Raw genomic sequence first — 20865 nt, 5'->3', positions numbered from 1 at the left:
AATAGCGAGGCAAAGGAACGCCCCATGAAGAAAATCATCCTGCTGTTAAGCGCACTGGCGCTCTATCAATACTGGGACAACATCAACGCCTGGTTACAGCCCGAGCAGGCTGCGCGGCCAAGCGAAGTGGTGCTTTACGCCACGCAGTGGTGCGGCTATTGCGCCAAGACCCGCGAACAACTGGCGAACGACGGCGTGGCGTATCGGGAAGTGGATATCGAGAAGGATGCCAATGGCAATGCCACCTACAAGGCCCTCGGCGGCCGCGGCGTACCGCTGATAGACATCAACGGCACCCTGATTCACGGCTATAACCCACGCGCGATGCGGGCCGCGTACTAAGCCCGGGCGCCTAAAGCCCTAAGCGCGCCGGGCATTAAGGTTCTACAGCGCCTTGATGGCAAAACCGATGCGTGGGAAGTGCACATGCACAGTGCCGGCGCGCGGGTCTTCGCGGCGCAGAATCAGTGCTTCCGTGCCGCTGAAGACCAGCTCACCTTCTACCGCATCCACGCCATAATCGACGGCAGAAATCGCCACCTGCTGGCCAACGGCAAAGCCATTCGGGTCAGCCAGGGCGACATCCGGCAGCGCGGCTGGGGTTGCCTCGCGGGCGATGCCAACGGCTTCTTCTGCAGTCATGTCGCTGAATGAGCCATGCCCGAAGTCCAGCACCCGCGCCAGCCACGTGGCCACTGCTGGATAAGCGTCGACCAGCGGCGCCGTCACTGGCGTACCGCGCAGGAACCACAGCGGGTGGGCCATGGCGATATCCGCCAGCGAGGCCTCACCGAACAGGAAGTCACCCGACTCGCGCTCCAACTGCTGCTGCAAGCGCGCCATCAGCGTCGGCCACTGGTGTTTGGCGACTTCCAGCGGAACCCGCGTCGCCAGGCCGCCAGTGAACAGCGCCGAGCGGTCAGCAATAAAGCTCTTGAGAAACTCCGGCGGCAATTTGCCAAATCGCGCGGCGATGGATTCCGGTTGGAACACCAGGCTCACGGCATGCAGAAACACCTGGGTGTCGGCCCATTGGGCGAAGCAGGCGACGTTAAATTCCTGGCCTTCGGGAAACAGCGCGGGGGTGTTCTTTTCCGCTTCTAGGCGACGGGCGATCAACGCCGTGTCGCAATAAATATCGGCCCCCACCTGCAGCACGGGGGTCTTGCGATAGCCACCGGTCAGCGCGGTCAGGTCAGGCTTGGGCATCACCGGTGGGATCATCACCGAACGCCAGGACAACTGCTTGAAGCCGAGCATCAACCGCGCCTTTTCGGCGAAGGGCGAGGTCGGGTAATGGTGCAGGATCAACTCGTGCATGGCAGGCTCCGCAAGGATTCAGGTAGTGCAGCAGCTTACCCGCGCAAGCGTTAGCGGCCTACCCGCTTAGCCTGATGGTGGGTTATCAGCCGCACCGATAGCGCCGTAAGCCAGCACCAAGGTTTCCTTGGCGGCTTTGGCCAGCCCCTTGATCGCTCGCTCGCGGCGCAGTGCATCGCCTTTGGCTACGCAGGCCTCGATATACACCAGGGCCTGCGCCGGGCTGGAATGGAAGAAGCGCGCGCCCTTACCGCTCTGATGCTTGGCAAAGCGCTTATGGGGATCGTCACTGATGCCGCAATACAGCGCGCCGTTGGCTGCCCGCACCAGGTAGACAAACCAGGGCTTGGCGGCAGATGTCTCAGGCGCAGTAGAGGAATCGGGCATCAGTCGGATCGGCAGGCAGTTAACACGGTCGCCGAGCTTAGCGATTCCTCTGGAACGCCGCCAACCCTTTACCCGCCTGCTGGCGAATAGCGTTCTGCACAAAAGGCGTCCAGCCCAGCAACAAGCCTTTGCTGCCCAACGCCTGACGGGCCCAGCGCCACAGGTCGAAATGATCGCGGTGCTCGCAGATCTTGCCGTCGCGAAAGCGGAAACTGGCCTCGATAAGGTTGACCACGGTGCGGCCCGTCTGGCTAAAGGTGTAAGTCGCCACCCAGCGCGCTCGGCCGCTGTGATCATCCGCCGTCACGCCCTCGAACGTCAGGGTAAAACCCTGCGCTTTGGCGCACAGCATGCGCCACATATCGCCAGCATCCGCACCACGCAGGTCGGTAAACACGGGGTCGCTAAACCGCACATCTTCGGTGTAACAGTTGGCCATGGTCTCGGCATCCAGTTGCTGAAAAGCCTGGTAGAAGCGGCCGATCAGTTCGGCGTTAGCATGGTTCATTGGGCAGAACTCCGTAAGGCGACTGCAGGCAGTATTGCCCTAAAAACCCTGAGTCGCGATTGGCGCTAAAGACAGTCTTGTGTCAATAATCGCCAACCTTGCCAGCCATGAACCCGTCATGCTGAAAATAGCCCTCTACGTTTGCCCGCAAACCGTCTGCTCCAGTTTGAGTATGGCGATGGATGCCTTCACCCTGGCCAACCGCTTGGCCGAGCAGCAGCTGTTCCAGTTGCAGCGCTTTAGCCTGGACGGGCAAGCGGTCGACCTCGGTTTTGCGCAGATCCAAGTCGATGGCGATTTACGCCTGGCCGAAAGCGCCGACCTGATTCTGCTGCCCGCCAGCGGCAGCGCCATCGACACCACACTGGCTGACAACGCTGACCTATTGCCCTGGCTGGCACAACGAACACCCCATCAACAACTGGCCAGCCTGTGCAGCAGCGCCTTCCTGCTGGCCGCCGCCGGTGTACTCGAGGGTCGCCGCGCCACCACCCATTGGGCGCTGGCCGGCCAGTTTCGGCAGCGTTATCCGCAGGTCAATCTGCAGATAGAGCAACTGGTCTGCGAGGACGGTCACCTGCTCAGCTCCGGTGGCGCGCATGCCGGGCTCGACCTGTGCCTGCACCTGATCGCCCAGCATGGCGGCGACGGGTTGATGCAGCAGGTGGCCAATGCGCTGGTCTTCGATACTCAGCGCGGTCAGCAGTCGCGCTTCGCCCCACTGTTGCCGCCCACCAACAGCGATTGTCCACTCGCCCCACTGCTGCAATGGATGCATCAGCATCATGCTGAGCGCATCGACCTCAAGCGCCTGGCCGCTCAGGCCAACTGCTCATCGCGCACCCTGCTACGGCGCTTCAAGACCCGCACCGGGCTGACGCCCAACGACTACTTGCAACGTGTACACATCAGCGCCGCACAGCACGCCCTGCGCAGTGGCGCGTCACTCGAACAGGTCGCCGAACGCGTCGGTTATACGGACCGCGCCACCTTCGCCAAGCTGTTCAAACAACTCTGCGGCGAGAGCCCAGGGGCGTTTCGCAAGCGCCTGCGGCAAGCCCGCTGAACGTCGCGGCGGCGTATCAACTTGGCGCGTCGGCGCTTGTCGATTAATACCTAAAAGTCCAAAATGGATTTAATTGTTTAATCCATGACGGAGCCGCCCATGTCGACCACCCCCTATGTGCTGGATAAAACCGCAGCCGAGCAGCTGCTTGCCCAGGTCGATGTGCACCAGGCCATGGTCGCCATGTTCCGCGAGCTGGCCGCCGGCAATGCGGTGCAACCGGCGCAGCAGCTGGTGGAGTTTCCCAATGGCGGCGGCGACTTTATCAACTACCTCGGCGTGCTGGCCGGCGCAGGGGTTTACGGGGTTAAAACCTCGCCCTATATCGTCCGTGAGCAAGGCCCGCTGGTCACCGCCTGGACCTTGCTGATGTCCATGCAGACCGGCCAGCCGTTACTACTGTGTGACGCGGGTAGCCTGACCACTGCACGCACCGCCGCGACCACCGCCGTCGCCGTGGATGCGCTGGCTGCGCCTCAGGCCAGCCGCCTGGCGGTGATCGGCAGCGGCGCCGTGGCCCAGGCCCATGTGCATTACGCCAAGCAGCTGCGCCCATGGCAGAGCATTCGCCTCTACTCACCCGGCCTAACCGGCAAGACTGATGCGCAGAAACATCAACTGCGGCAACTCGACCCGCGTATTGAACTCTGTACCAGCCAGGCAGATGCCCTGCGCGACGCCGACGTGGTGATGCTCTGCACCTCTTCAGCCAAGCCGTTACTGGACCCTGCCGACCTCGATAAGCCGGCACTGATCACCTCGATCAGCACCAACGCACCGCGCGCCCACGAAGTCACGCCGGCCAGTTTGCTGACCATGGATGTTTACTGTGACTACCACGCCACCACGCCAAGCAGCGCGGGAGAAATGCTGCTGGCAGGCCAGCTCGGTTGGAGCAGCACCGATATCCAGGGCGACCTGGCCGAGCTGGTCAGCGCTAAAGCCCCTCGCCCGGACTACAGCCGCTCGGTATTCTTCCGCTCCATCGGCCTGGGCCTGGAAGATGTCGCCTTGGCCCACGCCTTGTACCAACTCAAGCAGGAGGCATGCTGATGAAGCAGGCGGACTACCTGATTATCGGCGCGGGGATCGCCGGCGCTTCCACCGGTTACTTTCTTGCGGCGCATGGCAAAACCATTGTGCTGGAGCGCGAGCAATTGCCCGGTTATCACTCCACCGGCCGCTCCGCCGCGCTCTACACCGTGGCTTACGGCACGCCGCAGGTGCGCGCCCTGACTGCCGCCAGCCGCGCTTTTTATGACGCGCCGCCCGCCGGGTTTGCCGAACACCCGCTGCTGACCCCACGGGGCGAGTTGGTGGTGGACTTCACGGGTGACGCCGAAGAACTGCAGCGCCAATTCGACAGTGGCCGCGCCAACGTGCCGCAGATGCGTATGCTGAACGCTGACGAAGCCTGCGCGCTGGTGCCAGTGCTACGCCGCGACAAGGTGCAGGCCGCCATGCTCGACCCCAGCGCCGCCGATATCGACACCGATGCCCTGCACCAGGGCTACCTGCGCGGCATTCGCCAGCAGAGTGGCGAAATCCACACCCACCGTGAAGTGCTGAGCATCCAGCGCGACGGCGACGCCTGGCTGGTTGAATGCGGCAGCGCGCAATACCGCGCCAAGGTGTTGATCAATGCGGCTGGCGGCTGGTGCGACCAAATCGCCGCGCTGGCGGGTGTCGCGCCCATTGGCCTGACGCCCAAACGCCGCGCGGCCTTTACCTTTGACGGGCCAGAAGGCATCGATTGCCAGGCCTGGCCCTGCGTGGTCAGCCTGGACGAATCCTTCTACTTCAAGCCCGACGCCGGCCTGCTGCTCGGCTCGCCGGCCAACGCTGACCCGGTCGAGCCCCACGATGTGCAACCAGAAGAGCTGGATATCGCACTCGGCATTTATCAGATCGAAGAACACACCCACCTGAGCATCCGGCGCCCGGCGCATACCTGGGCCGGCTTGCGCTCGTTTGTCGCCGACGGTGATCTGGTGGGCGGCTTCGACCCGCAGGTGGCGGACTTCTTCTGGGTTGCTGCGCAAGGCGGTTATGGCATCCAGACCTCCGCCGCCATGGGTATGGCCTGCGCTGCTCTGGTGCGCGGCGAGCCGTTACCCGAGCACTTGCGCCAGTTTGGGTTAACCGAGGCCATGCTCTCGCCGGCACGGCTAAACACATAACGCCGAGCGCGCGCGAGGTGACGCCTCGAGCGCTTTGCGGCACACTCGCAACGCCACCAGAGCCCGAAGAGTTAGCCGCATGACGCCGCCCCGCCACTCCCCCGAGCTGGACAACTACCGCACCATCGCCGACGCCATCGCCACGCTGTTTTTCCCCCATGCCGAGGTGGTGCTGCACGATGTTCGCACGCAGAAAGTCGACTACATCGCCAACAACATCTCCAAGCGGGTGATCGGCGACGACGCCGCGCTGGAAGACATGCTCAGCGGCGAGGTCGATGAACGCACCATCGGTCCTTACGAAAAGCTCAACTGGGATGGCCAGAAGATCCGCTCGGTCAGCAGCGTGCTGCGTGACGCCAGCGGTACACCGATCGCGGTGCTGTGCATCAACCTGAACATCTCGCTGTTCGAAACCGCCAAGCAGGCGCTGGACCTGTTTCTCTCCTCCAGCAAACTGGTGCCGCAGCCCGACGCGCTGTTCCGCGATGACTGGCAGGAGCGCATCAACACCTTCCTGCACAGCTGGCTGCGTCAGCGCCAACTCGGCCTCAACCTGCTGACCCGCGAACATAAACGCGAGCTGGTCGAAGCCCTGCACGCCGAAGGCGCCTTCAAAGGTAAAAGCGCCGCCAACTATGTCGCCAACGTGCTGAATATGGGCCGGGCGACGGTGTACAAACACCTGAAAGAGATCAAGGCCGAGTAGCCTGCTGCCACCCGCAGATGGCCAGTGACCTTCGCGGCGGCGCACATCCAGCAATCCCTCTTTAGCGCACCTGAACAGCGCTCAACACACCGCCTACTTGGGCCCATCCGCCTGCCTGCAAAAAAGGCCGGACGTTGAACCGGAAAACCTGTTCCAGAACATTCTTAAGGTGTCCTTAAGCCCGTCTATTCTGCTGTTCAGCTTGGCTTCAGGCTGGGTCGTTAAGGTGGCGTCATGCCTTCTTGGAGACTCAGCATGAACAAGACCACCTTCACTCTCGCTTTAGCCGGTTTAGCGGCGCTGCCCGCGCTGGGCCAAGCCCGCGAAATCACCCTGCAAACCACTTTGAAAGAGTACCGCGGTAACGAGGCCTACCTGGCGTTCTACGTGACCGATGCGCAGGGCAATTACCAGCGCACGCTGTGGGTCTCCGGCAAGAAGGCCAAGTACTACAAGCACCTGCGTGACTGGGTGCGTGACGGTAACAAACCTGCCGAATACGACGGCCTCACTGGCGCCAGCGTGGGCAGCGGGCAAACACTGGAGGTCGCCGTCGAGCTCGAAGATGCGCTGATTGATGCCGGCTATGAAATCCGCATCGACAGCGCCGTCGAAGACAAACGTGACAACCGCGCCGAGATAAAAGTGCCGCTCACACAGCAGCCCTCGTCGGCCACCGGTAGCGCAACAGGCTACGTCAACACCTTCAGCTACCAGTTCTAACCCAGGAGCCCGCTCATGCTGCAACGCACCCACGTGGTACTCAGCTTGCTCCTTGGCGTCTTGCTGATGGTCTCGGCGGCCACGGGCCTGGTGTTGTCCAGCAGCACCCTGGTTGAACACCTGCAAACGGCGCCAGCAACCGGTGAAAACGTTGCCGATGTTGCCGCGCGTATTGCCGGCCAGGTGCAAGGCATCGAGCGCATCGAGCGGGCACCCAGTGGTGAGTTGCGTGTCGCGCTCAGCACGGCGAACGAAAACAGCACCGTGGTGGTTGATCCGCTCAGCGGCTCGGTTATCACGCCCTACCAGCCATCCGCCCTGCTTGCCTGGACGCGCAACCTGCACCGCGAGTTGCTGCTCGGCGAGCCGGGCCGCTGGTTCAGTGGTCTGGCGGCGCTGGCCTTGCTGATCTTAGTAGTGACGGGCGCTTGGCTATTAGCGCGCCGGCTCGGAGGTTGGAGCCGCTTAGTACGGCCTATTCCAGCCAGCAGCGGGCTGATTCACTGGCATATGGTCGTGGCCCGCTGGACCCTGCCGGCCCTGGCGATTCTCGCCCTGAGTGGGTTGTATCTAGCGGCAATCAGCCAGGGCTGGATTAACGATGGTCAAGACGCCTCGTCGGCCTATCCAGACGCCAGTTACTCAGCACCGGCTGCCGAGCTAAGCAGCCTTGCCGCCCTGCGCAACCTGGACCTGCAAGACTTACGCGAGCTGGAGTTCCCCAGCGACACGGATGCCAATTTCTACACCGTACGCACGGCGGCGGGTGAAGGCTTCGTCAATGCCAGCACCGGCCAATGGATCAGCTATCAGCAACACGGCTTTGCCACTCGCCTGTACGAAAACATCTACGAATTGCACACCGGCGCGCACTCGCCACTCTGGACGCTGATCCTCAGCGGCTCCAGCCTGGCCGTGTTATTTCTCAGCGGTTTCGGCCTGCTTTCCTGGGCACGGCGCAAGCGTCTGGCTGGCGCACGGCCTGATAACACGCTGGCCGATCAGGCGCAGATCATTCTGCTGGTCGGCAGCCAAGGCGGCACGACCTGGGGCTATGCCCGGCAGTTGCAGGAACAATTGCAGAGCCAGGGCCTGCGGGTGCATTGCGCCAGCATGAATCAGCTGCAACCGCACTACCGCCAAGCCAACCAACTGCTGCTACTCACCTCGACCTATGGCGATGGCCAGGCTCCCGACTCGGCCAAGGCGTTTCTCGGGCGTTTACAGCGCAGCGAGCTGAATCCAACGCTGCAAGTCGCGGTACTGGGCTTTGGTGATTCGCAGTTTCAGCACTTTTGCGGCTATGCCGAGCACGTTGAGCAATGCCTGCAACAACAGGGCTTAGCGACGTTACTGCCCTTGCAGCGCATCGACCGCAATGCCTTGGGCGAGCTCAACCAGTGGGCGCAGCGGCTTGGTCAGAAACTGGGCGTTGCCCTGCACTTCACTGCGCACGCCAGCCGCGAAACCCCACAACAGTTGCAGCTGCTGAGCTGCGAGCTTTATGGCGAAGGCAGCGAGTCACCGGCCGCCGTTTTACGCTTTGCCGTATCGCCTACCAGCAACAGCCGCTTCGCGCCCGGCGACTTGCTGGCTATCCGTCCGGGTATTGATCTGCCGCCACGCTTCTACTCGATTGCCAGCGGTGATGAAGATGGCGTGCTGGAAATCTGCGTGCGTAAACAGCCTGAAGGCGTTTGCTCAAGCCTGCTACATAGGCTGCAGGTGGGTGACTGTATTGAAGGGGTTATCCAAGCGCACCCCGAGTTTCGCCCGACTGCCGGCCAGCACCCGCTGATTCTGGTGGGCGCCGGCACTGGGCTGGCGCCGTTGATTGGCTTTGTCCGCAAGAATGCCAATCAGCGCCCGCTGCACCTGTACTGGGGTGGCCGCAGCGCGCAATCGGACTTCCTCTATGAAACGCAACTGAATGAATACCTGGCTGACGGACGCCTGAGCCAACTGGGCCTGGCATTCTCCCAGGCATCTAAGCCGATGTATGTGCAGGACCGCCTCCTGCAGGACGCCGACAAACTGCTGGCGCTGTTGCAACAGGGCGCGCAGGTGTTGGTGTGTGGCTCCCGCGACATGGCAGCCGGGGTGCGCAACGTGCTGGAACCCTTGCTGCAGCAACTGGGCTTGAACATCGAACAACTCCGCCAACAAGGACGCTACCGTGAAGATGTCTACTGAGACCCACACCACGCAGCGCCACAACTTGAGTGGCGCCACCATGGGCACCCGCTGGAGCGCGGTGCTGTATGCACAGGCCGGACTCGACCTGAGCGTGATCCGCAGCGAGCTGCAACAGGCGGTCGATCAAGTTGACCAGCAAATGTCGACTTGGAAGCCCGAGTCCGACCTGATGCAACTCAATGCGGTCAGCTGCGGCCAATGGCTGAGCGTGCCCGATGAGCTGCTGTGGGTGCTGAGCAGCGCATTGCGCATCAGTGCCGACTCTGAGGGCGCGTTCGAGATTGGCGTCGGCGCGCTGGTCAGCGCTTGCGGCTTTGGCCCAGACGCGCCGCTCAATACCTGGCCGGACAAGCAACCCAGCGCGCACGAGGTACTGGAAGTCGACTCGGAGAACGCTCGGGTACGCAAACATGCGCCCGTGACCCTGGATCTCAACGGCATCGCCAAGGGTTTTGCCGTGGACCAGATGGCCCGCTGCTTGGCGCGCCATGGCATCACCTCCTATCTGGTGAGCATTGATGGCGAGATGCGCGTCAGCGGCGTAAAGGCCGATGGCTGCGAATGGTCAGTCGCACTGGAAAAACCCCTCAAAGGCCAACGCGAAGTGCTGGGCTCGCTGGCCCTGAGCAACACCGCCATCGCCACCTCCGGCGACTACCGCCACTGGCGTGAACAGAACGGCCAGGTGTTTTCCCACACCATGAACCCATACACGGGTGCACCGCTGCTCTCCGACCTCGCCTCGGTGTCGGTACTGTGCACCAGTTGTATGTACGCCGACGCCTGGGCCACTGCACTGATAGTGCTTGGCGTGGAACACGGCGCGCAGCTGGCCAAAGCCAAAGGCTTGAGCGCCATTTTTGTCGTGCGCGACGGCGATGGGTTGCGCGAAGTGACAGTCGGACTTTAACGCCGACAGCACAGCTCAGCGCACAGCGGCCCGAATGCCTATTACCCGCCTTACAATGTGCGCTTTGGCGAGGAGTTCAGTGGATGCAACAGCAAGCGATTTACGGCGTAGGCGACGCCTCGTATCAGGCCGCGGGCGGCATCGAGGGTTTGCGCCGCCTGGTCGCAGATTTCTATCGATTGATGGATGAGCAGCCCGAGGCCGCAGAACTGCGCCGCCTGCACGGCGAAAGCCTGCACCTGGCGAGTGACAAGCTGGCCTGCTTTCTCAGCGGCTGGCTCGGCGGCCCCAGGTTGTTCAGTGAAAAATACGGTTCCATCGCCCTGCCGGCCTTTCATGCCCAGTGGCCGATCACCGAGCAACTCAGCCAGAGCTGGCTCAATTGCATGGCCCAGGCCATCGCTCTGCAGCCTTATGCGCCAGCGTTTGCCGAGTACCTGCTAACCCAGCTGCGGGTACCGGCTCAGCGCATCGTCCAGGCCAGCCGTAATCGGCATGCATAGCTCGAATGCCATCCGAGCTATGCATGCCGAGCACTCAGTCGCCGTAGATGTCGAAGGTGAAGTACTTGTCCTGAATCTTCTGGTATTCGCCGCTGGCGCGAATCGCCTGAATGGCCGCGTTCAGTTTACCGAGCAACTCACTGTCGCCCTTGCGCACGGCAATACCGGCGCCTTCACCAAAATACTGAGGGTCGGTAAAGGCTGGGCCAACGAAGGCAAAACCCTTGCCGTTATCGGTTTTCAGAAAGCCCTCCTCCACCGGGATGGCATCGGCGAGGGTGCCGTCCAGGCGCGCGGACATCAGATCCAGATAGATTTCGTTCTGCGAGCTGTAGCGCACCACTTCAACCCCTCGCGCGGCCAACACTGCACTGGCGAAACGGTCGGTGGTGGTTGAGCGCTGCACACCAATGCGCTTGCCCTTGAGGTCGCTGAAATCGGCGGCGACTTCACTGCCCGCCTTCATCACCAAGCGCGCGGGGCTGTAGTAGTACTTACCGGTGAAATCCACCGATTTACGCCGATCATCGGTGATGGTCATAGACGACAGAATGGCGTCGACCTTCTTCACCTTGAGCGAGGGGATCAGGCCATCGAACTCCTGCTCAACCCATTGGCATTCGGTCTTCATTTCGGAGCATAGGGCGTTGCCGATATCCACGTCAAAGCCGGCGATCTGCCCGCTGGCTTCCTTGTAAGCAAAGGGTGGATACGCCGCCTCGATACCCAGACGTAAGGGTTTGTCTGCCGCGAATAGGCTAGAGGCGATCAGGCTCAGGGCGATGCCGCCCGCCAGGACGATTTTCTTCATGATGCGGATTCCTACTGGGAAAGTGACAGGCCCATGCCAGCTGGCATTGCTGCACAGGTCGGCAGGGCAACGACGGTTGCTGCAAGACAGAAGAAAGGCGCAGCAGGTTCGCACCTGAGCGGGAAGCGATAGCGGTTACGCACGCGTGGACGGGTCATTTGCCAGTCTCGATTTATACTTTAAATTCCATACTGGACTTATAGGTACAAATCGTCAACCAAGCAAAAGTCATCGCTACGACTGAACGATCAGCGCAGGCGACGTCGGTAAAATGACTTAGAGCCTGTTCAAAGGCTCGCGAGCTAGAGCAATGCAAGGCAAAAACAGGCGAGGAAGCGGAGTTTACGAGCTGTAAATGAGCATTCCGAGCCTGTTTTTAACGCAGCAGTGCCGACGCGCAGCAGACTTTGAACAGGTTCTTAGGGCTGCGGTTTCCAGCGCTCAGCCGCAGCCTGGTCGGAGCAACGCCCCTCGACCCAGCGCGGGCCTTCGGCGGTGTCTTCCTTCTTCCAGAACGGTGCGCGGGTTTTCAGGTAGTCCATGACAAAGTTGCAGGCATCGAACGCGCCCTGGCGATGCGCGCTGCTGGTGCCGACAAACACAATCGGCTCGCCCGGCTCCAAGCGCCCCACGCGGTGAATGATCTCAATACCCAGCAGCGGCCAGCGCTGCTTCGCTTCCTCGGCAATTTTGCCCAAGGCTTTTTCGGTCATGCCGGGGAAGTGTTCGAGAAACATACCGCCGACTTCGCGCCCTTCGTTGAAGTCGCGCACATAGCCGACAAAACTGACCACCGCGCCGATGTCCAGATTGGCGGCATGTAAGGCGTTAAGTTCATGGCCTGGATCGAAGGGTTGCGACTGGACGCGAATGCTCATGAAAACTGGCCTCGAAGCGTAAAGGGTCAAAGGCAAAAACTGAGTTGACACATGGGGCGCTGCACTCAAACCCTCCTAGGGTCTGTCGCGGCTAAAGCCCCTCCCACAGAGGCGTGATCATTTGTGGGAGGGGCTTTAGCCGCGATAACAACAGATCTAGCCACCCGTCACGGTAGGAAAAAATGCCACTTCATCGCCAGCCTGCAGCGGCTCATCCAGGCTGCAGAGTTCCTGATTGCGCGCGCACATCAGGTTCTGCTCGGCCAGCACCGCCCACACGCCCCCTCTGCTCAGCAGGTGTTGGCGCAAGTGTTCAAGGTCGCTGAACGTGGCATTTAACTGCTCACCATCCAGCCCCAGCGCCTCGCGGTAACGGGCGAAATACTGCACGCGAATCATACGTCTGCTCCCGCCACACTCTCGGCCTTGAAGGCGCCGCTCTTGCCGCCGACTTTCTCCAGCAGGCGTACGCCTTCGATGACCATGCCACGGTCGACGGCTTTACACATGTCATAGATCGTCAACGCGGCGACGCTGGCGGCGGTGAGCGCCTCCATCTCCACGCCGGTTTGCCCGGTCAGCTTGCAGCGCGCGGTAATGCGCACGGCATCCGCACCCTCAGCCAGTAGCTCGACCTTGACGCTGGTGAGCATCAGCGGATGGCACAGCGGGATCAGATCGCTGGTTTTCTTCGCCGCTTGAATGCCGGCAATCCGCGCCACGGCGAATACATCACCCTTGGGGTGTTCGCCCTGGCTAATCATCTGCAGCGTTTCGGGGCGCATGCGCACCAAGGCTTCGGCCACGGCTTCACGGACGGTCAGGGCTTTATCACTGACATCGACCATATTGGCGCGGCCTTGGGAATCAAGATGGGTTAACACGGGCAGACTCCAGACAGGTGTCCGGCGATTGTAAACCCTGGGGTCAGGTTACGGCACCTATGAATGCCGCGGGATTCAGCATCAAGCCACCGCTCGCCCTGCAGCCATAAGGCCTGCAGGGCGAGCACGGCCAGTGAGCTACAGATGGCTTTCGGCGTACTCGGCGAGGATCGAGCGCGGCACCCCTTGCAGGGTAATGTGCACGCCATGCTCGAAGTCTTTGAAGCGCTCCGTCAGGTAAGTCAGCCCTGAGCTGGGCGCCGACAGGTAGGGCGTATCGATCTGCGCCAGATTGCCCAGGCACACCACTTTTGAACCACTGCCGGCACGGGTGATGATGGTTTTCATCTGATGCGGGGTAAGGTTCTGACATTCGTCGATGAGGATCAGGCTCTGCTGAAAGCTGCGCCCGCGGATGTAGTTGAGGGATTTAAACTGCAGCGGCACCTTTTGCAGGATGTAGTCGACGCTGCCATGGGTGTTCTCGTCCTCCATATGCAGGGCTTCAAGGTTGTCGGTGATCGCGCCGAGCCAGGGCTCCATCTTCTCCGCCTCGGTGCCGGGCAGAAAGCCGATTTCCTGATCCAGCCCCTGCACGCTACGGGTGGCAATAATGCGCCGATAGCGCTTGCTGACCATGGTTTGTTCGATGGCCGCCGCCAGGGCCAGGATGGTTTTACCGGAGCCGGCGGCGCCCGTCAGGTTGACCAGATGAATGTCCGGATCCAGCAGCGCATACAGCGCCAGTGACTGATAGATATCGCGCGGCCGCAGGCCCCAGGCTTCCTGATGCATCAGCGGCTCTTGGTGCATGTCGAGGATCAGCAACTCACCCGGTTTGATGCCTTTGATCCAGCCGACAAAGCCCTGCTCGTCGATGATGAACTCGTTGAGGTGCATGGCCGGCAGGTCTTCGCTCAGCTGCACTTGGTGCCAGGTACGGCCATGGCCCTGACGCGTTTCGACTTTCTCCACGCGGTCCCAAAAGGAGCCACTGACGTTGTGGTAACCCTTGGGCAACAGCGATATATCGTCGACCAGTTGGTCGGTGTGGTAATCCTCTGAATCGATGCCGCAGGCGCGCGCTTTGAGGCGCATGTTGATGTCTTTGGTCACCAGTACCACATCAAGGCCTGGCCGGCGTGCCTTCAGCTCCACCAGTTGGTTGATGATTTTGTTGTCGTTGAGGTCTTCGGGCAGCCAGGTGATGGGCGCCGCGCGTTTACTCATCAGGATCGACAGAAAGCCGCGCGGTCCGCTCTTATCGCGCTGAATCGCGACGCCGTGCTCAACCTCCTCGGGGCTGGCACTGCCGAGGATTTTGTCGATCAGGCGAATGGCCTGGCGACATTCGGCAGCGACGCCCTGCTTGCCGGTTTTAAGCTTGTCCAACTCCTCCAGTACGGTCATCGGAATGGCGACATGGTGCTCCTGAAAATTCAGCAGCGCATTGGGATCATGGATCAGCACATTAGTGTCGAGGGCGTACAGGGTTGGGGCGTTGGATTTGGCGCGTCCGTGGTCATCCATACTCGGTCACCTTCTGTAGTAGCCAAGCAACGCAGCAGTGAAACTGCGCTGCAGAGGGGCCGCCGGCTGCTCAGTGGCGAGGCTGAGCAGGCTGCAAAAAGGTGAGGGCCAATGGCCGCCACCTGTCTGCAGGGTTCGGCGGTCTTGCCTTTTAATTACTCCTATTTGGATGACAGAAAAACGTTTTTTTACCTATTCAGGGGTTTATTTTTCAGTGTGACAAATAGCGCTTGGCGCACCGCGCCAGCACCGTTAAAGTCGATGATTCAACCGGCCTTCACGCCTGCCGATTTTTCTCATCGGCGCCCTGCGCAACCGCGCAACGATTGACCTCCACGGTCACATGCACCAGCTCTGCAATCCCCGCCAGGCGAGCCTTGTAACGATCCGCTGAGCGATCGCCATGGGTCACCACGCTGGCCAGGCACGCGAACTGCGCCCGGCCAACGCGCCACACGTGCAAATCCGCCAATTCGGTATCGGCCTCTTGGGCCAAGGCACTGCGCACGCGCTCGACAATTGGGTTGTCCATCTCCCGGTCAAGCAGCGCCTTGGCGGTTTCAATTAACAGCCCCTTGGCCCACACCGCAATAATCACCGCACCAATCACCCCCATCAGCGGGTCGAGCCAATCCCAGCCCAGCCACATGCCGCCAGCCAAAGCGAGGATGGCGGCCACTGAGGTCAGGGCATCGGCCAGCACGTGGATAAAAGCAGCGTGGCGATTAAGGTCTTTGCCCGCAGGCATTGGCGCGTGATCGTGATCGTGATCGTGATCGTGATCGTGATCGTGATCGTGATCGCCATGAGCATGCCCGTGGGCGTGTTCATGACTGTCGCGCAGCAACCAGGCGGAGGCCAGATTGACCAACAAGCCAATCACCGCCACCCACAACGCCATGTCGAACTTAATGGGTTGCGGCTGCCATAAACGCCACAGCGACTCGAATGCCAGCATCGTCACCACCACAACCAGCAGCAAGGCACTGGCAAAACCGGCCAACACCTCAATCTTCCAAGTGCCGAAGGCAAAGCGTGGGTCGTGGGCATAACGCCGGGCCAACAGATAAGCCAGCGCCGCCAAACCAATGGCCAGCATATGCGAGGCCATGTGCCAGCCGTCCGCCAGCAACGCCATGGAGTTGAAGGCATAGCCGGCGACAATCTCCACCAGCATGGTCACCCCAGTCAGTGCCGCCACGCGCCAGGCTTGGCGTTCTGCGGTAATTTCCAGCGGGCGATAGTCGTGGGACGGTTCCCAGCGCGAATGATTGCAGGCGGTCATGGCGGCTCCTTGAAGGATTAAGCGGTAACAGGCCTGAACAAACTACAACCCCGTGGCGGCCCCGGGGTCAAGCCACAACGCTAATCGACCTTATAGGTAGTCTCCGCCGCCATCAGCTTCTAGAATCGCCGCAGACTTTAAGGAGCAGCTTTTATGTTGATGGTGATTTCCCCGGCCAAGACCCTCGATTACGAGACGCCGCCCGCGACCCCGCGCGTGACCCAGCCTGAACACCTCGATCACGCCCAGGAATTGATCGAGCAGCTGCGTGAACTCAGCCCGGCGCAGATTGCTGAGCTGATGCACCTCTCGGACAAACTCGCCGGCCTGAATGCCGCACGCTTCGGCAGCTGGGAGCAGCCCTTCACGCCGTCCAACGCCAAACAGGCGCTGCTGGCATTCAAGGGCGATGTCTACACCGGGCTAAATGCCGAAGACTTCAACGAAGCCGATTTCGACTTCGCGCAAAACCACCTGCGCATGCTCTCCGGCCTGTATGGCGTGCTGCGCCCACTCGACCTGATGCAGCCCTATCGCCTGGAAATGGGCACCAAACTGGCCAACCCGCGCGGCAAAAATCTCTACGACTTCTGGGGCGAGCGCATCAGTGGCTGGCTCAATGACGCGCTGGCCGCCCAGGGTGATGAGGTGCTGCTCAACCTAGCCTCCAATGAATACTTCAGCGCGGTGAAACGCAAGGCATTGAACGCACGGATCATCGACACCGAATTCAAGGACCTGAAAAACGGCCAGTACAAGATCATCAGCTTTTACGCCAAGAAAGCCCGCGGATTGATGGCGCGCTACGTGATCAAAGAGCGCATCACCCACCCGGACGGCCTCAAGGACTTCAACTACCAGGGCTATCGTTATTCGGCGGAGCACTCCAAGCCTGATAGTCTGGTGTTCCTGCGTGACCACCCTGAGGCCTGATTAATGCTATTCGGCGCAATCCTCGTACTGAGCTGGCTGATCCTGCTGATCCGTTACCCGAGCAAGGCGCTGCCGATTTCTCTCGCTGCGCTGATCGGCCTGGGCCTGGTTACCAGCTGGGTGCTCTGGGAAGAAAGCCGCGAGAACCGCCACCTGGCGCACCTCGAATTACGCCTCGACTACGCCCCGGACAGTTGCCCGGCAGATCGCCCCCTGGCCCTCAACCTGAAAAACGCCAGTGAAGCGGTATTGGTGGAACTGCAATGGCAGATCGCCGCCTACCGTCCGGGCGACAGCACCAACCTGGCCGAACGTCTTTTTGAAACACCGCGCTACAGCGGCCCTGGCGATTTGCAGCCAGGCGCCGAGTGGCAAACCTGCTTACCGCTGCCGCCCCTGCGCAGCGGCTATCGTGCCAGCACCCTGGCGTTTCGTGCCGAGCGCCTGCAAGGCAGCTTTGTCTATTAAGACCGCTTATACGACTGCATAAAAACAATAAGGAGCTGTGCATGAGCCAACCCAGCGTACTGATCACGGGATGCTCCAGCGGCATTGGCCGGGCCCTGGCCGAGGTGTTTCAACAAGCCGGTTATCAGGTCTGGGCCACCGCGCGCAAAACCCAAGACCTCGAGGCCCTGAGCGAAGCCGGCTTTCACGCTGTGGCGCTGGACGTTAACGATGGCCAGGCACTGGGCCAATTGGCCGAACGCCTGAAAAGCGAAATCGGCGGTCTCGACGTGCTGATCAACAACGCCGGTTACGGCGCCATGGGGCCGCTGCTCGATGGTGGCGTGGAAGCCATGCGCAAACAGTTCGAAACCAACGTATTTTCAATCGTCGGCGTGACCCGCGCGCTGTTCCCGCTGCTGCGGCAGAACAAGGGTCTGGTGGTGAATATCGGCAGCGTTTCCGGCGTACTGGTCACCCCGTTCGCCGGTGCTTACTGCGCCTCCAAGGCCGCCGTACATGCCTTGAGCGACGCCCTGCGTCTGGAGCTGGCACCCTTCGCCATTGAGGTGATGGAAGTACAGCCCGGTGCGATTGCCTCAAGCTTCGGCGCCAACGCCAGCCAGCAGGCCGAACAGTTGATCGACCAAGCCTCGCCTTGGTGGCCGATCCGCGAGGGCATCCGCGCCCGCGCCAACGCCTCGCAAGACAACCCCACGCCCACCCGCCACTTCGCCCGCAACCTGCTGGCCGCCGTGCAAAGTAAATCCAGGCCCACGCTGATTCGCCTCGGCAACGGCAGCCGCGCCCTGCCGCTGCTTGCCGCTCTGGTACCGAAACGCCTGCTGGAAAGCGTGCTGAAAAAACGCTTCGGCCTTAATCGCAGCCTCTAGGAGTCGTCCTGATGCACGAAGCCAGCCCTGACCACGCGCCGATCACTCACCTGGCCCTCGGCGGGGTCGCGGCAGTCATCGTGCTCAACCTACTCGTGCGCACCTTCGCCAAACTCCCCGGCGTGGTGAATACCCTACTGGTGGCCGCAGTGGTCGCCGGCGGCATGGCCCTGTGGTTCCACTGGCAACACCAACGCCGCCCGCAGCCCAGCGAACGTCGTCGCTTGGTCGCCCTGTACGGCGGCATCCTCGCCCTGCTCTACCTGGGCCTGATGGGCCTGATGTGGCTAAAAGACGAACCCGGCCCGATGGGCCTGTTGATCTTTGGCCTGCACTACTTCTGCTATCCACTGCTGGCGTGGCTGGCGCTGGCCAAGCTCCAGCGCCCTTAAGCGCTGGCCGACCAAACACCGAGTGGCCGTAGGATGGGTTGAGCAACGCGATACCCATCGGTATTCGCGGTTTCTACACAAACCCGCCAGCTTGGCGAAGAGTTTGATGGGTATCGCTGCGCTCAACCCATCCTACGGATTACCGCTTAGCGTTAGCGCTTGATGGTTTTGAGCAGATCTTCCGGGGTGATATAGCCCACTGCGCCCGCATTGCTCGCCGCGCTGCCTGGCTGTGGCTGATGGAGGATATGGCCCTTCATCTTGCCGATGATGTGCATCTCGCAGGGTTTGCAGTCGAATTTCAGGGTCAGCACTTCGTCCTGATGGATCAGCTGCATATCCGAGACTTTGGTGCGCACACCGGTAACGCCTTTGGCCTGCTTGGGGCATAGGTTGAAGGAGAAGCGCAGGCAGTGCTTGGTGATCATCACCGGCACGTCGCCGCTTTCTTCGTGGGCCTCGTAAGCGGCGTCGATCAACTGCACGCCGTAACGCTTATAGAAGGTGCGCGCCTTGTCGTTGTAGACGTTGGCGAGGAAGGTCAGGTGCGACTCCGGGTACACCGGCGGCGGCACGCTGACCGGCTTGCGCCCGCCTCGCGGATGCGCGGCGATACGCGCCTGGGTCAGCGCCTCGATGGCTTCACGGCGCAGGCTCTTGAGTTGTGAGCCGGGGACAAACGGCACGGCCTCACAGTCGATCTGCGCGCCGGTGCTGTAGTAGATGGTGGTGCCCAGTTTGCTCAAGCCATCGGCCAACTGCTCACGAGCTTGCTCAGCATCCTTGGCCGCAGCGAACGGGCCAGCCAGGCTGACGCTGGCACTGATACCTTCGTCGCTGGTCACGCTCACGTTCAACTGATCGCCGTGCAGCGCCAGCTGCCAGCTGACCGCAACGCGGCGCTCGGCCGAGGTTTTCTGCAGGGCTTGCTGCCAGTTATGGTCGAGGTTGCGATTGAGCGGCTGCTGTGGGCGCACGCGCTGCATGGCCTCGGGCATTTCGTTGGGTTCGACACGGTAGCGGTAGCGCTTCTCGCCGTCTTCCTCGAACTCGCCTTTCAGCTCACAGATGTTGCTGCGAAAACCCACCACTTCACGCTTGATCAGCACGTTCAAACCATCGCCGTTGGACAGCGGCGTATCGGTGACGGCAATCAGGTCGCGCTTGTTCACTTTTTCAACGTAACCCACCGCCAGCCCGGTAAAGGTCGGCGAATCGAACGCGCCAATGTCCACTTTGCGATCAGTCACAAAGTAATCGGTGCTGCCACGGTGGAAGGTTTTGTCGGTGTCCGGGGTGAAGAAGTGCTCGGTACGGCCGCTGGCGGCGCGAGCCAGGTGCGGGCGCTGTTCGAGAATCGCATCCAGCTCCTGGCGATAGTGAGCAGTGATGTTCTTCACGTAGCTCATGTCTTTGTAGCGCCCTTCGATCTTGAACGAGCGCACGCCGGCATCGACCAGATGAATCAGGTTGTCGGTCTGGTTGTTGTCCTTCATCGACAGCAGGTGCTTATCAAACGCCACCACACGGCCCTGATCATCTTTCAGGGTGTACGGCAGGCGGCAGGCTTGCGAGCAGTCGCCACGGTTGGCACTGCGCCCGGTCTGCGCATGGGAAATATTGCACTGCCCGGAGAACGCCACACACAGCGCACCGTGGATAAAGAACTCCACCGCTGCATCGACGTTGCGGCAGATGTTGCTGATTTCTTCCAGGTTCAGTTCGCGGGCCAGCACCAACTGGGAGAAGCCGGCGTTGTCGAGAAAACGCGCTTTCTCCAAAGTGCGAATGTCGCACTGGGTGCTGGCGTGGATCTCGATGGGTGGTAGGTCCATTTCCATCACCCCCATGTCCTGAACGATCAGTGCATCGATGCCGGCCTCGTAGAGCTGCCAGATCATCTGCCGCGCCGGCTCCAGCTCATCCTCATGCAGGATGGTGTTGAGGGTGACAAACACCCGCGCATGGAACAGATGCGCGAACTGCACCAGCTCGGCAATCTCCGCCACGCTGTTGCTGGCGTTGTGCCGCGCGCCAAAGCCAGGGCCACCGATGTACACGGCATCAGCGCCATGCAGGATGGCCTCCTTGGCAATGGTGGTATCGCGCGCAGGGCTGAGCAGTTCGAGGTGGTGCTTGGGCAAGGACATGGCGTGGGCATCAAGGCAGTCAATCAAGCCGGGCATTTTACCCCTAAAGCCGGGTTTGTATGTGGCCATCGGACAGCCGCACAAAAACCGTACAACCCGGTACAGGTCTGGCTGGCCATCGCACACGGCTCCCGGCTGTCTTTCCAGCAGGCGGCACGCT

General features: G+C 61.2%; 23 protein-coding genes. 13 read left to right on the top strand and 10 right to left on the bottom strand.

Annotated elements, in window-relative coordinates:
- Positions 1–24 precede the first annotated feature (24 nt).
- Positions 25–342 (top strand): glutaredoxin family protein, encoded by a 318-nt coding sequence (locus SOP97_RS04725; RefSeq protein ID WP_322948397.1) that lies wholly within the window; start codon positions 25–27, stop codon positions 340–342.
- Between the two features lie 42 nt (positions 343–384).
- On the opposite strand, the gene SOP97_RS04720 is transcribed toward SOP97_RS04725, so the two are convergent.
- The 3 genes from SOP97_RS04720 to SOP97_RS04710 all read right to left on the bottom strand — a co-directional run bounded on the left by SOP97_RS04720 (position 385) and on the right by SOP97_RS04710 (position 2215).
- Positions 385–1320: a glutathione S-transferase family protein gene (locus tag SOP97_RS04720; RefSeq protein WP_322948396.1), complete on the bottom strand. Its 936-nt coding sequence runs from the start codon at positions 1318–1320 to the stop codon at positions 385–387.
- 66 nt (positions 1321–1386) lie between these two features.
- Complete coding sequence (locus SOP97_RS04715) at positions 1387–1707, bottom strand: GIY-YIG nuclease family protein (RefSeq protein ID WP_322948395.1); 321 nt, start codon at positions 1705–1707, stop codon at positions 1387–1389.
- Positions 1708–1744: 37 nt separating this feature from the next.
- Complete coding sequence (locus SOP97_RS04710; protein ID WP_322948394.1) at positions 1745–2215, bottom strand: nuclear transport factor 2 family protein; 471 nt, start codon at positions 2213–2215, stop codon at positions 1745–1747.
- Positions 2216–2333: 118 nt separating this feature from the next.
- Between SOP97_RS04710 and SOP97_RS04705 the strand changes: the two genes are divergently transcribed.
- From SOP97_RS04705 to SOP97_RS04670, 8 genes are all read left to right on the top strand, one after another.
- Positions 2334–3281 (top strand): GlxA family transcriptional regulator, encoded by a 948-nt coding sequence (locus SOP97_RS04705; RefSeq protein WP_322948393.1) that lies wholly within the window; start codon positions 2334–2336, stop codon positions 3279–3281.
- A 99-nt stretch (positions 3282–3380) separates the two neighbouring features.
- Entirely contained in the window at positions 3381–4334 is a 954-nt protein-coding gene (locus tag SOP97_RS04700) for an ornithine cyclodeaminase family protein (protein WP_322948392.1), read from the top strand.
- The gene (locus tag SOP97_RS04695; RefSeq protein WP_322948391.1) at positions 4334–5461 is read left to right on the top strand and encodes an NAD(P)/FAD-dependent oxidoreductase; all 1128 of its coding nucleotides are present in this window, start codon (positions 4334–4336) and stop codon (positions 5459–5461) included. The genes SOP97_RS04700 and SOP97_RS04695 overlap by 1 nt, the downstream gene beginning before the upstream one ends.
- 79 nt (positions 5462–5540) lie before the next feature.
- Positions 5541–6170 carry a helix-turn-helix transcriptional regulator gene (locus tag SOP97_RS04690; RefSeq protein WP_322948389.1) on the top strand — a complete coding sequence of 210 codons (630 nt, stop codon included), beginning with the start codon at positions 5541–5543 and terminating at the stop codon, positions 6168–6170.
- A 255-nt stretch (positions 6171–6425) separates the two neighbouring features.
- Complete coding sequence (locus SOP97_RS04685) at positions 6426–6893, top strand: DUF2271 domain-containing protein (RefSeq protein WP_322948388.1); 468 nt, start codon at positions 6426–6428, stop codon at positions 6891–6893.
- Positions 6894–6908: 15 nt separating this feature from the next.
- Positions 6909–9086 (top strand): PepSY domain-containing protein, encoded by a 2178-nt coding sequence (locus SOP97_RS04680; RefSeq protein ID WP_322948387.1) that lies wholly within the window; start codon positions 6909–6911, stop codon positions 9084–9086.
- Positions 9076–9999 (top strand): FAD:protein FMN transferase, encoded by a 924-nt coding sequence (locus tag SOP97_RS04675; RefSeq protein WP_322948433.1) that lies wholly within the window; start codon positions 9076–9078, stop codon positions 9997–9999. Before SOP97_RS04680 ends, SOP97_RS04675 begins: the two co-directional genes overlap by 11 nt.
- An 83-nt stretch (positions 10000–10082) precedes the next feature.
- Positions 10083–10502: a group II truncated hemoglobin gene (locus SOP97_RS04670; protein WP_322948386.1), complete on the top strand. Its 420-nt coding sequence runs from the start codon at positions 10083–10085 to the stop codon at positions 10500–10502.
- Positions 10503–10536: 34 nt separating this feature from the next.
- On the opposite strand, the gene SOP97_RS04665 is transcribed toward SOP97_RS04670, so the two are convergent.
- The 6 genes from SOP97_RS04665 to dmeF form a co-directional block, all read right to left on the bottom strand.
- Positions 10537–11313, bottom strand: a complete 777-nt coding sequence (locus tag SOP97_RS04665) for an ABC transporter substrate-binding protein (RefSeq protein WP_322948385.1) — start codon at positions 11311–11313, stop codon at positions 10537–10539.
- Positions 11314–11732: 419 nt separating this feature from the next.
- Positions 11733–12191, bottom strand: coding sequence for a molybdopterin synthase catalytic subunit MoaE (moaE, locus tag SOP97_RS04660; protein WP_322948384.1), 459 nt, complete (start codon positions 12189–12191; stop codon positions 11733–11735).
- A gap of 156 nt (positions 12192–12347) precedes the next feature.
- The gene (locus SOP97_RS04655; protein ID WP_322948383.1) at positions 12348–12590 is read right to left on the bottom strand and encodes a MoaD/ThiS family protein; all 243 of its coding nucleotides are present in this window, start codon (positions 12588–12590) and stop codon (positions 12348–12350) included.
- Positions 12587–13075 carry a cyclic pyranopterin monophosphate synthase MoaC gene (gene moaC, locus SOP97_RS04650; protein WP_322948382.1) on the bottom strand — a complete coding sequence of 163 codons (489 nt, stop codon included), beginning with the start codon at positions 13073–13075 and terminating at the stop codon, positions 12587–12589. Before moaC ends, SOP97_RS04655 begins: the two co-directional genes overlap by 4 nt.
- A gap of 138 nt (positions 13076–13213) precedes the next feature.
- Entirely contained in the window at positions 13214–14605 is a 1392-nt protein-coding gene (locus SOP97_RS04645) for a PhoH family protein (protein ID WP_322948381.1), read from the bottom strand.
- Positions 14606–14882: 277 nt separating this feature from the next.
- Entirely contained in the window at positions 14883–15890 is a 1008-nt protein-coding gene (gene dmeF / locus SOP97_RS04640; protein WP_322948380.1) for a CDF family Co(II)/Ni(II) efflux transporter DmeF, read from the bottom strand.
- 153 nt (positions 15891–16043) lie between these two features.
- Between dmeF and yaaA the strand changes: the two genes are divergently transcribed.
- From yaaA to SOP97_RS04620, 4 genes are read left to right on the top strand one after another with little or no spacing between them, the layout of a single operon-like run.
- The gene (gene yaaA, locus SOP97_RS04635) at positions 16044–16823 is read left to right on the top strand and encodes a peroxide stress protein YaaA (protein ID WP_322948379.1); all 780 of its coding nucleotides are present in this window, start codon (positions 16044–16046) and stop codon (positions 16821–16823) included.
- A 3-nt stretch (positions 16824–16826) separates the two neighbouring features.
- Positions 16827–17291, top strand: a complete 465-nt coding sequence (locus tag SOP97_RS04630; protein WP_322948378.1) for a multidrug transporter — start codon at positions 16827–16829, stop codon at positions 17289–17291.
- A 41-nt stretch (positions 17292–17332) separates the two neighbouring features.
- Positions 17333–18163, top strand: coding sequence for an SDR family oxidoreductase (locus SOP97_RS04625; RefSeq protein WP_322948377.1), 831 nt, complete (start codon positions 17333–17335; stop codon positions 18161–18163).
- A gap of 11 nt (positions 18164–18174) precedes the next feature.
- Entirely contained in the window at positions 18175–18555 is a 381-nt protein-coding gene (locus tag SOP97_RS04620) for a hypothetical protein (RefSeq protein WP_322948376.1), read from the top strand.
- 152 nt (positions 18556–18707) lie between these two features.
- On the opposite strand, the gene SOP97_RS04615 is transcribed toward SOP97_RS04620, so the two are convergent.
- Positions 18708–20705 carry a peptidase U32 family protein gene (locus SOP97_RS04615; protein ID WP_322948432.1) on the bottom strand — a complete coding sequence of 666 codons (1998 nt, stop codon included), beginning with the start codon at positions 20703–20705 and terminating at the stop codon, positions 18708–18710.
- Between the last annotated feature and the right edge of the window lie 160 nt (positions 20706–20865).

This window comes from Pseudomonas spirodelae (genome assembly GCF_034653255.1).
Lineage (GTDB): Bacteria > Pseudomonadota > Gammaproteobacteria > Pseudomonadales > Pseudomonadaceae > Aquipseudomonas > Aquipseudomonas spirodelae.
Note: the sequence above shows the minus strand (reverse complement) of the source record. Positions and strands in the feature narration are given on the sequence as shown.

Excerpts from the sequence above, each read along its gene's own strand:
- SOP97_RS04620 (WP_322948376.1), top strand. The coding sequence starts at position 18,175 with ATGCACGAAGCCAGCCCTGACCACGCGCCGATCACTCACCTGGCCCTC.
- SOP97_RS04720 (WP_322948396.1), bottom strand. The coding sequence starts at position 1,320 with ATGCACGAGTTGATCCTGCACCATTACCCGACCTCGCCCTTCGCCGAA.
- yaaA (WP_322948379.1), top strand. The coding sequence starts at position 16,044 with ATGTTGATGGTGATTTCCCCGGCCAAGACCCTCGATTACGAGACGCCG.
- SOP97_RS04670 (WP_322948386.1), top strand. The coding sequence starts at position 10,083 with ATGCAACAGCAAGCGATTTACGGCGTAGGCGACGCCTCGTATCAGGCC.
- SOP97_RS04695 (WP_322948391.1), top strand. The coding sequence starts at position 4,334 with ATGAAGCAGGCGGACTACCTGATTATCGGCGCGGGGATCGCCGGCGCT.
- SOP97_RS04685 (WP_322948388.1), top strand. The coding sequence starts at position 6,426 with ATGAACAAGACCACCTTCACTCTCGCTTTAGCCGGTTTAGCGGCGCTG.
- dmeF (WP_322948380.1), bottom strand. The coding sequence starts at position 15,890 with ATGACCGCCTGCAATCATTCGCGCTGGGAACCGTCCCACGACTATCGC.
- SOP97_RS04630 (WP_322948378.1), top strand. The coding sequence starts at position 16,827 with ATGCTATTCGGCGCAATCCTCGTACTGAGCTGGCTGATCCTGCTGATC.
- SOP97_RS04645 (WP_322948381.1), bottom strand. The coding sequence starts at position 14,605 with ATGGATGACCACGGACGCGCCAAATCCAACGCCCCAACCCTGTACGCC.
- SOP97_RS04700 (WP_322948392.1), top strand. The coding sequence starts at position 3,381 with ATGTCGACCACCCCCTATGTGCTGGATAAAACCGCAGCCGAGCAGCTG.
- SOP97_RS04655 (WP_322948383.1), bottom strand. The coding sequence starts at position 12,590 with ATGATTCGCGTGCAGTATTTCGCCCGTTACCGCGAGGCGCTGGGGCTG.
- SOP97_RS04675 (WP_322948433.1), top strand. The coding sequence starts at position 9,076 with ATGTCTACTGAGACCCACACCACGCAGCGCCACAACTTGAGTGGCGCC.
- SOP97_RS04625 (WP_322948377.1), top strand. The coding sequence starts at position 17,333 with ATGAGCCAACCCAGCGTACTGATCACGGGATGCTCCAGCGGCATTGGC.
- SOP97_RS04680 (WP_322948387.1), top strand. The coding sequence starts at position 6,909 with ATGCTGCAACGCACCCACGTGGTACTCAGCTTGCTCCTTGGCGTCTTG.
- SOP97_RS04690 (WP_322948389.1), top strand. The coding sequence starts at position 5,541 with ATGACGCCGCCCCGCCACTCCCCCGAGCTGGACAACTACCGCACCATC.
- SOP97_RS04725 (WP_322948397.1), top strand. The coding sequence starts at position 25 with ATGAAGAAAATCATCCTGCTGTTAAGCGCACTGGCGCTCTATCAATAC.
- moaE (WP_322948384.1), bottom strand. The coding sequence starts at position 12,191 with ATGAGCATTCGCGTCCAGTCGCAACCCTTCGATCCAGGCCATGAACTT.
- SOP97_RS04665 (WP_322948385.1), bottom strand. The coding sequence starts at position 11,313 with ATGAAGAAAATCGTCCTGGCGGGCGGCATCGCCCTGAGCCTGATCGCC.
- SOP97_RS04710 (WP_322948394.1), bottom strand. The coding sequence starts at position 2,215 with ATGAACCATGCTAACGCCGAACTGATCGGCCGCTTCTACCAGGCTTTT.
- SOP97_RS04715 (WP_322948395.1), bottom strand. The coding sequence starts at position 1,707 with ATGCCCGATTCCTCTACTGCGCCTGAGACATCTGCCGCCAAGCCCTGG.
- SOP97_RS04615 (WP_322948432.1), bottom strand. The coding sequence starts at position 20,705 with ATGTCCTTGCCCAAGCACCACCTCGAACTGCTCAGCCCTGCGCGCGAT.
- SOP97_RS04705 (WP_322948393.1), top strand. The coding sequence starts at position 2,334 with ATGCTGAAAATAGCCCTCTACGTTTGCCCGCAAACCGTCTGCTCCAGT.